Source organism: Enterobacter cloacae complex sp. GYL001 (assembly GCF_049237125.1).
GTDB lineage: Bacteria > Pseudomonadota > Gammaproteobacteria > Enterobacterales > Enterobacteriaceae > Enterobacter > Enterobacter hormaechei_C.
Genome location: NZ_JBMKGW010000006.1, coordinates 1 through 13,344, shown reverse-complemented (window position 1 = coordinate 13,344; position 13,344 = coordinate 1). Strand labels below are relative to the sequence as shown.

Below are 13,344 nucleotides of genomic sequence, written 5' to 3'. Positions count from 1 at the left end.
AAATGACATCAACTACAACCATATCATCACAAGTGGTCAGACCTCCTACAAGCAAGGGAGCTTTTCTTTATGATGATTTTGAGCATTCTCGCAACCGTTGTACTGCTCGGTGTGTTGTTCTATCACCGTGTCAGTTTATTCCTGAGTAGCCTGATTCTTCTGGCCTGGACGGCTGCACTTGGCGTCGCTGGCCTGTGGAATATCTGGGTCCTTGTTCCCCTGGCCATCATTTTGCTGCCGTTCAACCTGACGCCGATGCGTAAGTCGATGATCTCTGCGCCGGTGTTCAGGGGATTCCGTAAAGTGATGCCGCCGATGTCGCGTACAGAGAAAGAAGCGATTGACGCCGGTACGACCTGGTGGGAAGGCGATCTGTTCCAGGGCAACCCGGACTGGAAAAAGCTTCACAACTATCCGCAGCCGCGTCTGACCGCCGAAGAACAAGCCTTTATTGATGGTCCGGTAGAAGAAGCGTGCCGCATGGCAAACGACTTTGCCATCACTCACGAAATGGCCGACCTGCCGCCTGAGCTGTGGGCATACCTGAAAGAGCATCGCTTCTTCGCGATGATCATTAAGAAAGAGTACGGCGGTCTGGAATTCTCCGCTTACGCTCAGGCTCGCGTACTGCAAAAACTGGCGGGTGTCTCCGGGATCCTGGCGATCACCGTTGGCGTGCCAAACTCCTTAGGCCCGGGCGAGCTGTTACAGCATTACGGTACAGAAGAGCAGAAAGATCACTACCTGCCGCGTCTGGCGCGTGGTCAGGAAATTCCGTGCTTCGCGCTGACCAGCCCGGAGGCAGGCTCCGATGCCGGCGCAATTCCTGATACCGGCGTGGTTTGCATGGGCGAATGGCAGGGCCAGCAGGTGCTGGGCATGCGCCTGACCTGGAACAAACGTTATATCACCCTAGCACCTATCGCCACGGTGCTGGGCCTGGCGTTCAAACTCTCTGACCCGGAAAAACTGCTGGGCGGTGAAGAAGAGCTGGGTATTACCTGTGCGCTGATCCCAACCTCGACTCCGGGCGTTGAAATTGGTCGCCGTCACTTCCCGCTGAACGTACCCTTCCAGAACGGTCCAACCCGCGGTCAGGATATCTTTGTTCCGATTGACTACATCATCGGTGGCCCGAAAATGGCCGGGCAGGGCTGGCGTATGCTGGTGGAATGTCTGTCTGTGGGCCGCGGCATTACCCTGCCGTCGAACTCAACAGGCGGTCTGAAATCGGTGGCGATGGGGATTGGGGCTTACGCGCATATCCGCCGTCAGTTCAAAATCTCCATCGGCAAGATGGAAGGTATCGAAGAGCCGCTGGCGCGTATTGCGGGCAATGCCTACGTGATGGACGCCGCAGCCTCGCTGATTACCTACGGCATTATGCTGGGCGAAAAACCCGCCGTGCTGTCGGCGATTGTGAAGTATCACTGTACCCACCGCGCACAGCAGTCAATTATTGATGCAATGGATATCGCAGGCGGTAAAGGTATCATGCTCGGCGAAGGCAACTTCCTGGCGCGCGGCTATCAGGGTGCGCCGATTGCCATCACCGTGGAAGGGGCAAACATCCTGACCCGCAGCATGATGATCTTCGGCCAGGGTGCGATTCGCTGCCATCCGTACGTGCTGGAAGAGATGGCTGCCGCGCAGAATAATGATGTGGATGCCTTCGACAAGCTGCTGTTCAAACATATCGGCCACGTCGGTAGCAACAAGGTGCGCAGCTTCTGGCTGGGCCTGACGCGCGGGCTGACCAGCGCGACGCCAACCGGCGATGCGACCAAACGTTACTACCAGCATCTGAACCGTCTGAGCGCCAACCTGGCCCTGCTGTCTGACGTCTCAATGGCCGTCCTGGGCGGTAGCCTGAAGCGTCGCGAACGCATCTCCGCCCGTCTGGGTGATGTGCTGAGCCAGATCTTCCTGGCCTCTGCGGTGCTGAAACGCTACGACGATGAAGGCCGTCAGGAAGCGGATCTGCCGCTGGTGCACTGGGGCGTGCAGGATGCGATGTATCAGGCCGAACAGGCAATTGACGATCTGCTGGCGAACTTCCCGAACCGCTTCGTAGCGGGTGCCCTGCGCGTCGTGATCTTCCCGACCGGTCGTCATCACCTGGCGCCGTCCGACAAGCTGGATCACAAGGTAGCGAAGATCCTCCAGGTACCGAGCGCAACCCGCTCTCGTATTGGTCGGGGTCAATATCTGGCACCTACCCCGCATAACCCGGTAGGCTTGCTGGAAGAGGCGCTGCTTGACGTGATGGCCGCCGACCCGATTCACCAGAAGATCTGCAAACAGCTGGGCAAAAACCTGCCGTTTACACGACTGGATGAGCTGGCAAAACAGGCGCTGGCGGGTGGCATCATCGACAACAGCGAAGCTGCGATTCTGGTGAAAGCCGAAGAGAGCCGTCTGCGCAGTATTAATGTGGATGATTTCGAACCTGAAGAGCTGGCGACACAGCCGGTAAAGCTGCCAGAGAAGCACCGCAAACCTGAAGCGGCATAAGGCCTTTTGCTCTCACAAACCCCGCCCCGCGCGGGGTTTTTTATTGCCACATTTTCTGGTAATGACGTGCTACAGTGTCAAAAAGTGTTTATTAAGGAGCCTGTATCGTGCCTGGTTTAAAGATTTCTGTTTTGCAGCAACCTTTAGTGTGGATGGACGGCCCCGCCAACCTTCGCCATTTTGATCGCCAGCTGGAAGAGATTACCGGACGCGATGTGATTGTCCTGCCGGAGATGTTCACCACAGGTTTCGCGATGGAGGCAGCAAAACAGTCCATGCCGCAGGACGAGGTGGTGGCCTGGATGCACGCCAGGGCGCAGGAAACAAACGCGCTGATTGCCGGTAGCGTCGCACTCCAGACCGGGCGCGGACCGGTCAACCGCTTCCTGCTGGTCGAGCCGGAAGGAAAAGTCCATTTCTACGATAAGCGCCACCTGTTCCGCATGGCGGACGAACATCAACATTATGAAGCCGGAAGCGAACGCGTGGTATTTGAATGGCGCGGCTGGCGTATTCTGCCGCTGGTCTGCTATGACCTGCGCTTCCCGGTGTGGTCGCGCAACCGCAACGATTATGACCTGGCGTTGTACGTCGCCAACTGGCCCGCCCCACGCTCCCTGCACTGGCAGGCTTTACTGACCGCGCGCGCGATTGAAAATCAGGCTTATGTCGTTGGCTGTAACCGCGTAGGAACGGACGGCAACGGGCATCACTATCGCGGTGACAGCCGGGTGATCAGTCCGCAGGGTGAGATTATTGCCACCGCCGAGCCGCATCAGGCAACACGAATTGACGCTGAGATCTCGTTAACGGCGTTAAAGGAGTATCGGGAGAAGTTTCCGGCCTGGCAGGATGCAGATCCGTTTACGATCGGATAAACGCAACCCGCGATGTTACCCTAGCTTATCGCCTTGCGTAACATCAGGGAAAATCAGAAATGAAAAAGGCCCACGTTATAAATAACATGGGCCTGAATAGTGGCGGAACGGACGGGACTCGAACCCGCGACCCCCTGCGTGACAGGCAGGTATTCTAACCGACTGAACTACCGCTCCACTGTTCCCGTTTGGGGAACGAGGCGAATATTACGGTTTGCCTCTGAACTCGTCAACGCTTTTTCTCAGGTTTTGAATCGTTTGCTGCAAAATTCACCCAAACGGTGATTTAACAAACGTTTCAGCACATTTTCACGTGCGCCACAGACAGCTTCCGCCCTTCTTCTGCACTAAATCGAGACGAGATTCATGGTTCATCAGTTCTTCATCACTGGCTAAAACAACCCGCAGGCGATTCGCCTGACGCACAATACGCTGAATTCCCCCTTCATCCCGCGTCTGCTGGGATTCATTTTCCATACTGAATTTCATCGACGTTTGCCCGCCGGTCATGGTCAGGTAGACATCGGCCAGGATCTGGGCATCGAGCAACGCGCCGTGCAGCGTTCGCTTGGTGTTGTCTATCTCATAGCGAGAGCACAGGGCATCAAGGCTGTTACGCTTGCCGGGGAACATCTTCCTTGCCAGCGCCAGGCTATCCGTGACTTTACAGAACGTATTCGTCTTCGGAATATCACGGTTGAGCTTGCTGAACTCATAGTCCATAAAGCCGATATCGAACGACGCGTTATGAATGACAAGTTCCGCACCTCTGATGTAGTCGAGAAATTCATCTGCGACGTCGGCAAAGGTGGGCTTATCCAGCAAAAACTCATCGGCAATTCCGTGAACGCCGAACGCTTCCGGGTCCACCAGCCGATCGGGTTTAAGGTAAACGTGGAAGTTGTTGCCCGTAAGGCGACGGTTCACCACTTCAACGGCACCAATCTCAATGATTTTGTGCCCTTCGTAGTGGGCGCCAATCTGGTTCATACCGGTGGTTTCGGTATCAAGAACAATCTGGCGAGTAATTGCAGTGCTCATAGCGGTCATTTATGTCAGACTTATCGTTTTACTGAACGTTTCAAATACAGGAAGTCTACCAGAGATGCGTAAACAGGTAGAAATTTTCACCGATGGATCTTGTCTCGGTAACCCAGGGCCCGGCGGCTATGGCGCCATTATGCGCTATCGCCAGCATGAAAAAACATTTAGTGAAGGCTATTTCCTGACCACCAACAACCGCATGGAGTTGATGGCGGCCATCGTGGCGCTGGAAGCGTTAAAAGAACATTGTGACGTGGTGCTGAGTACCGACAGCCAGTATGTCCGCCAGGGCATTACCCAATGGATCCACAACTGGAAAAAGCGGGGCTGGAAAACGGCAGAGAAAAAACCCGTCAAGAATGTCGATCTCTGGAAGCGTCTTGATGCCGCCCTCGGTCAGCACGAAATCAAATGGGAGTGGGTAAAGGGGCACGCCGGTCATCCTGAAAACGAACGCTGTGACGAGCTGGCTCGCGCGGCGGCATCCAACCCGACCCATGAGGATGCAGGTTATCAACCTGAATCCTGATCACGGTTTTTTGTACTGCCGCGTGGCCCCCACGGTCTGGCGGATCCGCGTTTTTGATTTGCTTTGCTTCATCGGGTTGAGCGTAAGGGGGATCGTCCTCTTACGCGCGACAATAAATTGCATGCAGCCCAGCGCGGGTAAATGGGTGCTTAATAAGACCCCGCCTTTACGCGTCCAGGGGATGACCTGAAAACCCCCGTAGCTTAGCACTTCGAAATTTAACAGTGAAAGCCAGTCCAGCTGGCGCATCATGGTAAACATCCTGCTGTTATAAGGCGGCGTGCGACGCAGAACGGGCGTCAGTTTACGTAGCCCCATCAGACTCAGCGGATTAAAACCGCTCAGGATCAGCCAGCCGTCATCAATCAAAACGCGGTCGGCTTCCCGCAGCAGACGATGGGGATCGCTGCACCAGGGCAGCGTGTGGGCGAGCAGACAGGCATCAATGGATTTTTCCGCAAACGGCAAATGCAGCGGATCCGCTTTCACCTGAACCGGGGAGCCATTAAGCGATACGCTAACCTGATGCGAGATAGCGCAGCTTTCGGTATTGATTTCTGCGCTCAGATTGCCAATCTTAAGCAGGTGAAAACCATACATTTTCGCGAGCCAGGGTTTAAGCTGAAGTTCTAAGGCCTCGCGATAATATTCACCCCAGGGCAACTCTGCCCAACGTTCCGGTGGTGCGACAGTCTGAGGTATCCTTGCCGGTTTCATCAAAACACCCGCCACGCTATAAGAGGTAATGCATGAATCTTATCAGTATTTCCGCCTTTCAGGACAATTACATCTGGGTTTTAGTCGACGACGATCGCAGATGCATCATTGTTGATCCAGGCGAATCCGCACCGATCCTGCACGCGATTAAAGAAAACGGCTGGCAGCCGGAGGCGATCCTCCTTACCCATCACCATCACGATCATGTCGGCGGTGTTCCCGATCTCCTTGCACGCTATCCCCATCTACCCGTCTACGGACCAGCAGAGACACAGGATAAGGGTACGACGCAAGTTGTTGAAGAAGGCGAAAGTATCCTCATCCTCGGGTGGGAGTTTTCCGTATTTGCTACGCCAGGTCACACTTCCGGTCATCTCTGTTTCTACAGCAAACCTTATCTGTTTTGTGGCGACACGCTGTTTTCTGGCGGCTGTGGAAGGCTGTTTGAAGGCACGCCAGAACAGATGTATCAATCTTTACAAAAAATTAATGCGCTGCCAGCCGACACCGTAATTTGTTGCGCACATGAGTATACATTAGGGAATATGAAGTTTGCTGCAAGCGTGCTGCCTGAGGATCGGGCGATTCAGGATTATTACCAGAAAGTGAAGGAGTTACGTGCAAAAAACCAAAAAACACTCCCCGTAATTCTGAAAAAAGAGCGACAAATAAATTTATTTTTAAGAACTGATGATGTTGATTTAATTAATAAAATTAATCAAGAAACAAATTTGTTACAACCTGAAGCGCGATTTGCATGGTTAAGGTCAAAGAAAGATAACTTCAGATAATTGCGGGTTGCCTTTTCAAAATTTCGCCGTTATCATCGCTCGTCTTTTAAGCAACTATTGACACACACATGAAGGCAAAAGCGATATTACTCGCCTCTGTCCTGCTTGTAGGTTGCCAGTCACAAAACGGCAGCAACGTACAACAGCACGCACAGAGCCTTTCTGCGGCTGGTCAAGGGGAAGCAGGGAAGTTTACGAGTCAGGCGCGATGGTTGGACGATGGGACATCCTTCGCGCAGGAACAAGACTTGTGGGCCTCTATTGGCGACGAGCTAAAGATGGGAATTCCGGAAAACAGCCGGATTCGCGAACAGAAACAGAAGTATTTGAGAAATAAGAGCTATCTCCACGATGTAACATTACGGGCAGAGCCGTATATGTACTGGATAGCCGGGCAAGTTAAGAAACGTAACATGCCTATGGAACTGGTACTACTACCCATAGTGGAGAGCGCTTTTGACCCGCACGCGACGTCTGGCGCCAATGCAGCAGGCATCTGGCAGATCATTCCGAGCACAGGGCGAAATTATGGTTTAAAGCAGACCCGCAACTACGATGCGCGTCGTGATGTTGTCGCTTCAACGACAGCCGCTCTCGACATGATGCAACGTCTGAACAAGATGTTTGACGGCGACTGGTTATTGACCGTCGCAGCGTATAACAGTGGTGAAGGTCGTGTACTGAAGGCAATGAAAGCGAATAAAGCGCGTGGAAAATCCACAGACTTCTGGTCGCTCTCACTGCCACAGGAAACAAAGATTTACGTACCGAAAATGCTGGCACTGGGCGATATTCTCAAGAACAGCAAACGTTACGGTGTACAACTGCCAACACCAGACGAAAGTCGTGCACTGGCGCGTGTCCGCCTCAGCAGCCCGGTTGATATTCAACAGGTTGCCGATATGACGGGTATGTCGGTAAGTAAGCTTAAAACCTTTAATGCAGGTGTTAAAGGCTCCACGCTGGGCGCTAGTGGCCCTGGCTATGTGATGGTTCCGCAGAAACATGCGGAACAGTTACGAGAGTCTTTAGCTTCGGGTGAAATTGCAGCCGTTCAGTCCACGCTGATCGCTGATACGTCGCCTGTAAGCAGCCGCAGCTATAAGGTGCGTTCAGGTGATACGCTTTCAGGTATTGCATCACGTCTTGGCGTGAATGCGAAAGATCTCCAGCAGTGGAATAATCTGCGCGGATCTGGTCTGAAAGTGGGTCAAACGCTGACCGTAGGTGCAGGTAGCAGTGCACAGCGTCTCGCTAAAAACAGCGATAGCATTACCTATCGCGTACGTAAAGGCGACTCGCTGTCCAGTATTGCTAAGCGTCACGGCGTAAACATCAAAGATGTGATGCGCTGGAACAACGATACTGACAACCTGCAACCTGGCGACCAGCTGACGTTGTTTGTGAAAAACAGCGCTACGCCAGATTCCTGATAGTACGATCGCTTGTTAAAAAGGCACCGATTCCCCTCGGTGCCTTTTTTATTTATCCCGCTTTTTGCGCTTCAGCCATAATGGTGTCGCTGGTAAACGAACCATCATCATGCAGTTCAAAGTACGCCTTCACGTCAGCAGAGGCGCTCTCCTGATACAATCGGATCGCCTGAGTCAATGCCTCGGGTGTGCGCATCCGTGCAATCCATGATGTGAACTCCAGCGGCAAACGGTCGGTTATCAATGAGCGTGAAATCAAGCCGGCTTCGGTGATAAACGTAAGCCACTCTCCACTGGAGTAGTTTTGCACGTGCGAGGTATCACGCAGCGCTTCAACCGTCTGGAGCCAGATATTTCGTACCGGATGTCCGGGAGACATCACGTCCATGATGATGAAGATTCCGCCCGGTTTGAGCACGCGTTTCACTTCCCGTAATGCCTGCCCCACATCATGCCAGTGGTGTGCAGAGTAACGGCTAATCACAACCTCAAACGACGCATCCTCAAAGGGTAAAGATTCAGCGTAGCCCTGGCGCGTCGTGACGTTATTCAGCCCTTTCGCTTTCGCCGCTTCAGCAACCACATCCAGCATCTGGCTCGATAAGTCATATGCCGTCACCTGAGCAACCTGCTGTGCGGCGGTAAAACTGGCGTGCCCCGCCCCGCAGCCTAAGTCCAGCACGTGCGCGTCAGGAAACGCGGCGAGCCGTTCGCCGAGACGTACCAGATCGCGGCCAGAGGCGTGCACGGCGCTGCTCAGGTAGGCACTTGCCTGAGAACCAAACTGTTTTTCGACGTTGTCATGATGGGAGTGTGTTGTTGTCATGTTGCTGTCCTTTTATGGGTTAAAAAATAAAGGGCAGCACCCGCACAGGCCTGCCCCACGGCAGACCTGACGCACCATTATTTATCAGGTTTGCCGGGACTGAATTCAACTAGTAGAGGATTATGATCGGAGGCGCGCGTCACCAGAACGGAGGCGTCGTGCACGCTTAAACCCCGATAGAATACAAAATCGAGAGGACGACCAAACGCTTTCTTGCGCTGGTCATCGTTAAAACGAACTTCACGCAGCGACATTTCACGCGCGAAGCGGTACAACGCGTTCATACGCGGACGGCTCCAGGCATTGAAGTCCCCGGCCATAATGATCGGCCCACTGTGATGAGCAATCTGATCGCCAATGGGTAGTAACTGCTTACTGTACACATCAACACCCAGGCTGAAGTTCACCGCATGAATGTTTACCACCATCAGCAGACGGGTGTCGGGCAACGGATAGACCGTGACCAGCGCCGATTTTGCCAGACGCAGGATTGGCTCACGTTCACGCAGCGGGCAGCAATAGACCGGATGTGCGGCTGAAAGGGTCATCACCCCAGAAGGATGCTGTGGCAGAACAAAGGCAGGCACCTGATCGGCTGCAAGATAGTTTGTCGTTGCAAACCTGACCAGCTCAGGCGTGGTTTGCGCCTCCTGTAACAGAACCAGATGCGCATCTTTACCAAAATTTTTAAGTACGGATAACCACTCCGCACGCTGTTGTTTAAAGATGTTCCACACCAGTACGCGAATTTTTTCGTCACTGCTTAATGGCGTGCCCGCTGGTAATGCCTGACCCAGGCTCGCAAACGACCCCGGAGGCAAGATCCTCTCCGCGGGCATTCCGGCAACATAACGCATGGCATAGGTATTTTTTCGCACTTTTGGAAACGACCTCTGTAACATGAACCAGCCCGGAAAACGGACTGGTTCTAATGTTATAGGGATTTTAGGTCACACTTTCAACGCAATTACTGAGAAACCGCTTTCCAGTTTTGTAAGCAAGCACTTACTGATACTTATCCAAGCGCGATACGAGCGGATTTATCAAGCCGTCCACTCAGACCAATAAGCAGGAAAGCGACAAGCACAATTACCGCACCAATCCATGGCGTTTGGGTTAATCCAACGTGTTCAACCGTCTGCCCGCCGATAACCGATCCGAGTGCGATACCGATATTGAATGCGGCGATATTCAGGCCGGATGCGACATCCACCGCATTGGGCGTAAAGCGTTCGGCTTTCTGTACAACATAGACCTGCAATCCCGGTACGTTACCAAACGCGAATATTCCCATAACCAACACAGTTACCAGCGCTGCGTATTGTATCGACGCGGTGAACTGGAAAATCATCAGCAGGACAACCAGCGCGGCGAAGATAAATTTTAGCGCCGGTACCGCACCATGCTTATCTGCAAGCTTGCCGCCCCAGATATTGCCGATTGCGACGGAGATACCGTAGCCCAGTAAAATCCAGCTCACTGCGCCCGGAGAAAAACCAGCCAGTTCCTGCATCATCGGTGCAAGGAAAGTGAACGCAGTGAACACACCTCCATAACCCAGAGCCGTAACGGCATAGATCAGCAGCAGGCGCGGGTGTGTCAGAACCTTAACCTGATCGCTCAGGCTGGCGCTCGCGCGCCCCGGAATACTGGAGGGCACCAGTAGCAGGCTGGCTACCAGAGCAATTACGCCCAACAGCGATACCGCGAGGAAGGTTTCTCGCCAGCCAAAATGTTGCCCAATAAACGTTCCTAACGGCACGCCGGTGACCAGCGCGACGGTTAAGCCGCCAAACATAATCGCAATGGCTGATGCCGCTTTCTCTTTTGGCACCAGGCTGGTTGCAATCGTGGAGCCGATGGAGAAGAAGACACCGTGCGCGAGGCCAGTCAGCAAACGGGCAATGACCAGAGTGGTGTAGTCCGGAGCCTGCCACGCCAGAATATTGCCGGCGGTGAAGAGCACCATCAGGGCAACTAACAGTTGTTTACGTGGAAAACGTCCAGTCAGTGCGGTCAGCACAGGCGCCCCAACAGCGACGCCTAACGCGTAAATAGATACCAGCAGCCCGGCAGAAGGCAGCGAAATGGCGAGTTGTTCAGCAATAGTGGGAACAAGTCCTACAATAACAAATTCGGTCGTGCCAATTGCGAAGGCACTGATCGTCAGGGCAAGAAGCGCCAGTGGCATAAATACTCCGTCTCTTCAGGATTAAGATGACAGGCAGTATGCGCCAGTGTTTAAATAACAAAAATGGTTAGAATCTCAATAGAATTTTGCGGATGATGCAATAATGAAAGCCACATCGGAAGAACTGACTATCTTTGTTGCCGTTGTTGAAAGCGGCAGCTTCAGCCGTGCGGCCGAACAGCTCGGGCAGGCGAACTCCGCCATCAGCCGCTCGGTGAAAAAGCTGGAGATGAAGCTCGGGGTAAGTCTGCTCAACAGAACAACGCGGCAGCTCAGCCTGACGGAAGAAGGTGAACGTTATTTTCGCCGCGTACAATCCGTTTTGCAGGAGATGGCGGCAGCTGAGACGGAAATAATGGAGTCGCGTAGCACTCCGCGTGGATTGCTACGCATTGATGCGGCGACGCCGGTCGTGCTTCATTTTCTGATGCCGTTAATCAAGCCATTCCGGGAACGTTATCCGGAGATGACTCTGTCCCTGGTCTCTTCAGAGACGTTTATTAACCTGATTGAGCGTAAAGTTGATGTGGCGATCCGCGCGGGAACCCTGACGGATTCAAGTTTACGCGCTCGCCCACTGTTCACCAGCTACCGCAAAATTATCGCGTCACCGCAATATATTGCAGAGCATGGCAAACCGGAGACCGTTGAGGAGCTGAAGCAGCACCTGTGCCTGGGCTTTACGGAACCTGTCTCGCTGAACACCTGGCCCGTGGCCTGTCATGACGGACAACTTCATGAGATCACTTGCGGACTTTCGTCTAATAGCGGAGAAACGCTGAAACAGCTTTGTCTTGAAGGAAATGGGATCGCCTGTTTATCAGACTATATGATTGATAAGGAAATAGCTGCGGGTCAGCTTGTAGAACTGATGGCTGACAAACGCTTACCTGTAGAGATGCCTTTTAGCGCAGTGTATTACAGTGACAGAGCGGTAAGTACGCGCATACGCGCTTTTATCGACTTCCTTAGCGAACATATAAAAACAGCTCCCGGAGGAGCTGTGTGAGGGTTTAAGGGTACAGAGGAAGGGCTTTTATTAATCCCAGTCTGGTGCTAACCCTTCCGGGCTGACCAGACGATCGTTGCATTCCAGTGCAGCGATCGCGTTTTTATCTTCATCATCAAGCTGGAGATCCCGCGCTAACAGGTTACTTGCCAGGTTTTCACGTTTGGTTGAAGACGGGATCACGGCATAGCCCTCACCCATCGCCCATGCCAGGATCACCTGTGCGGCTGTCGCATTGTGTTTTTCAGCGATGCGTGCAATCACTTCATCTTTCAGCGCCTTACCATATGCCAGCGTCATGTACGAGGTGATGTGAATACCATGCTGTTTCGCCCAGTCCACGACTTTGTGGTTTTGCAGGTAAGGAGAGAGTTCAATCTGGTTGGTGGCAATATTTTCTTTACCCACTGCGGCAATGGCCCTTTCCATCAACGGGATGGTGAAGTTAGAGATGCCAATTTTACGCGTTAAGCCCTGCTCTTTCGCTTCCAGCAGCGCCTGCATGAACTCCTCCACAGAGACGGCATCGTCAGGTGATGGCCAGTGGATCAGCGTCAGATCAACATAGTCAGTACGCAGCTTTTTCAGACTTTCCTTCAGGCTTGGGATCAGCTTGTCTTGGCCGAGATTCTCAATCCAGATTTTAGTGGTGATGAAAAGTTCGTCGCGCGGTACGCCACTCTCTTCGATGGCCTGGCCTACGGCAGCTTCGTTATCATAAATCTGCGCCGTATCAATAGCACGATAGTCCAACTCAAGTGCGGTTTTAACAGATGCGATAACAACGTCGTCTTTCAGGCGGAAAGTGCCCAGACCCAGTGCAGGGATAGTCATATGATTCCTCAATCGTTATGTTCATAAACTGAGGAGAATTATCGCTGTAGTTGTTATGCCGAAAAAGATCGTGAACCGCAGAGGATTTTTGCTAATTTCGCAACAATCAAACGACAGATAAGAAAAAAGCCCTGAGCGTTAGCTCAGGGCTTTTAATAAGTGGCGGAACGGACGGGACTCGAACCCGCGACCCCCTGCGTGACAGGCAGGTATTCTAACCGACTGAACTACCGCTCCACCGAATACTTCTGTAACCACCGGATTAATGCACCGGCTTACTACTTAATTTGATGCCTGGCAGTTCCCTACTCTCACATGGGGAGACCCCACACTACCATCGGCGCTACGGCGTTTCACTTCTGAGTTCGGCATGGGGTCAGGTGGGACCACCGCGCTACAGCCGCCAGGCAAATTCTGTTAATCTGTATCAGGCTGAAATTTGATTGTCTGTCTCTTCGCCAAAACACCTTCGGCGTTGTAAGATTAAGCCTCACGGTTCATTAGTATCGGTTAGCTCAACGCATCGCTGCGCTTACACACCCGACCTATCAACGTCGTCGTCTTCAACGTTCCTTCAG

12 protein-coding genes, 2 tRNA genes and 2 rRNA genes are annotated in these 13,344 nt (G+C 53.0%); 6 read left to right on the top strand and 10 right to left on the bottom strand.

Translation table 11 applies throughout. From position 1 onward, the window contains the following. The first annotated feature begins 69 nt into the window (after window positions 1-69). Window positions 70-2,514, top strand: a complete 2,445-nt coding sequence (fadE, locus tag ACOTWU_RS12650) for an acyl-CoA dehydrogenase FadE (RefSeq protein ID WP_045340411.1) — start codon at window positions 70-72, stop codon at window positions 2,512-2,514. A 107-nt stretch (window positions 2,515-2,621) separates the two neighbouring features. Beyond that, window positions 2,622-3,392, top strand: a complete 771-nt coding sequence (locus ACOTWU_RS12645) for an amidohydrolase (RefSeq protein WP_045911133.1) — start codon at window positions 2,622-2,624, stop codon at window positions 3,390-3,392. Between the two features lie 100 nt (window positions 3,393-3,492). Here the strand turns inward: ACOTWU_RS12645 and ACOTWU_RS12640 are convergent. Both ACOTWU_RS12640 and dnaQ read right to left on the bottom strand, forming a co-directional pair. Then, a tRNA-Asp gene (locus tag ACOTWU_RS12640) sits at window positions 3,493-3,569 on the bottom strand. A gap of 132 nt (window positions 3,570-3,701) precedes the next feature. Continuing rightward, the gene (gene dnaQ, locus ACOTWU_RS12635; protein ID WP_003863237.1) at window positions 3,702-4,433 is read right to left on the bottom strand and encodes a DNA polymerase III subunit epsilon; all 732 of its coding nucleotides are present in this window, start codon (window positions 4,431-4,433) and stop codon (window positions 3,702-3,704) included. On the opposite strand from dnaQ, the gene rnhA reads away from it, so the two are divergent. Then, the gene (gene rnhA, locus ACOTWU_RS12630) at window positions 4,387-4,965 is read left to right on the top strand and encodes a ribonuclease HI (protein WP_160840538.1); all 579 of its coding nucleotides are present in this window, start codon (window positions 4,387-4,389) and stop codon (window positions 4,963-4,965) included. The two genes, dnaQ and rnhA, sit on opposite strands and share 47 nt — an antisense overlap. Here rnhA and ACOTWU_RS12625 read toward each other — a convergent pair whose 3' ends face one another. Then, window positions 4,966-5,682, bottom strand: a complete 717-nt coding sequence (locus tag ACOTWU_RS12625) for a class I SAM-dependent methyltransferase (RefSeq protein WP_017383714.1) — start codon at window positions 5,680-5,682, stop codon at window positions 4,966-4,968. A gap of 32 nt (window positions 5,683-5,714) precedes the next feature. On the opposite strand from ACOTWU_RS12625, the gene gloB reads away from it, so the two are divergent. Together gloB and mltD are read left to right on the top strand one after the other, a co-directional pair. Further along, window positions 5,715-6,473 carry a hydroxyacylglutathione hydrolase gene (gene gloB / locus ACOTWU_RS12620; protein WP_058689026.1) on the top strand — a complete coding sequence of 253 codons (759 nt, stop codon included), beginning with the start codon at window positions 5,715-5,717 and terminating at the stop codon, window positions 6,471-6,473. A gap of 68 nt (window positions 6,474-6,541) precedes the next feature. Beyond that, entirely contained in the window at window positions 6,542-7,906 is a 1,365-nt protein-coding gene (mltD, locus tag ACOTWU_RS12615; RefSeq protein WP_032671409.1) for a murein transglycosylase D, read from the top strand. A 52-nt stretch (window positions 7,907-7,958) separates the two neighbouring features. On the opposite strand, the gene ACOTWU_RS12610 is transcribed toward mltD, so the two are convergent. The 3 genes from ACOTWU_RS12610 to ACOTWU_RS12600 all read right to left on the bottom strand — a co-directional run bounded on the left by ACOTWU_RS12610 (window position 7,959) and on the right by ACOTWU_RS12600 (window position 10,923). Then, entirely contained in the window at window positions 7,959-8,732 is a 774-nt protein-coding gene (locus ACOTWU_RS12610) for a class I SAM-dependent methyltransferase (RefSeq protein ID WP_015571390.1), read from the bottom strand. Window positions 8,733-8,809: 77 nt separating this feature from the next. After that, window positions 8,810-9,610, bottom strand: a complete 801-nt coding sequence (locus ACOTWU_RS12605; RefSeq protein ID WP_026080641.1) for an endonuclease/exonuclease/phosphatase family protein — start codon at window positions 9,608-9,610, stop codon at window positions 8,810-8,812. 137 nt (window positions 9,611-9,747) lie between these two features. Then, a complete protein-coding gene (locus ACOTWU_RS12600; protein ID WP_047735164.1) occupies window positions 9,748-10,923 on the bottom strand; it encodes an MFS transporter in 1,176 nt (391 codons plus the stop codon). A 103-nt stretch (window positions 10,924-11,026) separates the two neighbouring features. Here ACOTWU_RS12600 and yafC point away from each other — a divergent pair, with 103 nt between their 5' ends. Then, the gene (gene yafC, locus ACOTWU_RS12595) at window positions 11,027-11,932 is read left to right on the top strand and encodes a DNA-binding transcriptional regulator YafC (protein ID WP_015571393.1); all 906 of its coding nucleotides are present in this window, start codon (window positions 11,027-11,029) and stop codon (window positions 11,930-11,932) included. Between the two features lie 30 nt (window positions 11,933-11,962). Here yafC and dkgB read toward each other — a convergent pair whose 3' ends face one another. From dkgB to ACOTWU_RS12575, 4 genes are all read right to left on the bottom strand, one after another. Next, window positions 11,963-12,766: a 2,5-didehydrogluconate reductase DkgB gene (gene dkgB, locus ACOTWU_RS12590; RefSeq protein WP_126499273.1), complete on the bottom strand. Its 804-nt coding sequence runs from the start codon at window positions 12,764-12,766 to the stop codon at window positions 11,963-11,965. Window positions 12,767-12,926: 160 nt separating this feature from the next. Next, a tRNA-Asp gene (locus tag ACOTWU_RS12585) sits at window positions 12,927-13,003 on the bottom strand. A 55-nt stretch (window positions 13,004-13,058) separates the two neighbouring features. Further along, window positions 13,059-13,174 (bottom strand): 5S ribosomal RNA (gene rrf, locus ACOTWU_RS12580). 71 nt (window positions 13,175-13,245) lie between these two features. Beyond that, window positions 13,246-13,344: ribosomal RNA gene (locus ACOTWU_RS12575) — 23S ribosomal RNA — on the bottom strand; the annotation flags it as partial.

Bases quoted from the DNA above. Each gene is read 5' to 3' on its own strand.
- gloB (WP_058689026.1), top strand. From the start codon at position 5,715: ATGAATCTTATCAGTATTTCCGCCTTTCAGGACAATTACATCTGGGTT.
- ACOTWU_RS12600 (WP_047735164.1), bottom strand. From the start codon at position 10,923: ATGCCACTGGCGCTTCTTGCCCTGACGATCAGTGCCTTCGCAATTGGC.
- dnaQ (WP_003863237.1), bottom strand. From the start codon at position 4,433: ATGAGCACTGCAATTACTCGCCAGATTGTTCTTGATACCGAAACCACC.
- ACOTWU_RS12625 (WP_017383714.1), bottom strand. From the start codon at position 5,682: ATGAAACCGGCAAGGATACCTCAGACTGTCGCACCACCGGAACGTTGG.
- mltD (WP_032671409.1), top strand. From the start codon at position 6,542: ATGAAGGCAAAAGCGATATTACTCGCCTCTGTCCTGCTTGTAGGTTGC.
- ACOTWU_RS12610 (WP_015571390.1), bottom strand. From the start codon at position 8,732: ATGACAACAACACACTCCCATCATGACAACGTCGAAAAACAGTTTGGT.
- yafC (WP_015571393.1), top strand. From the start codon at position 11,027: ATGAAAGCCACATCGGAAGAACTGACTATCTTTGTTGCCGTTGTTGAA.
- fadE (WP_045340411.1), top strand. From the start codon at position 70: ATGATGATTTTGAGCATTCTCGCAACCGTTGTACTGCTCGGTGTGTTG.
- dkgB (WP_126499273.1), bottom strand. From the start codon at position 12,766: ATGACTATCCCTGCACTGGGTCTGGGCACTTTCCGCCTGAAAGACGAC.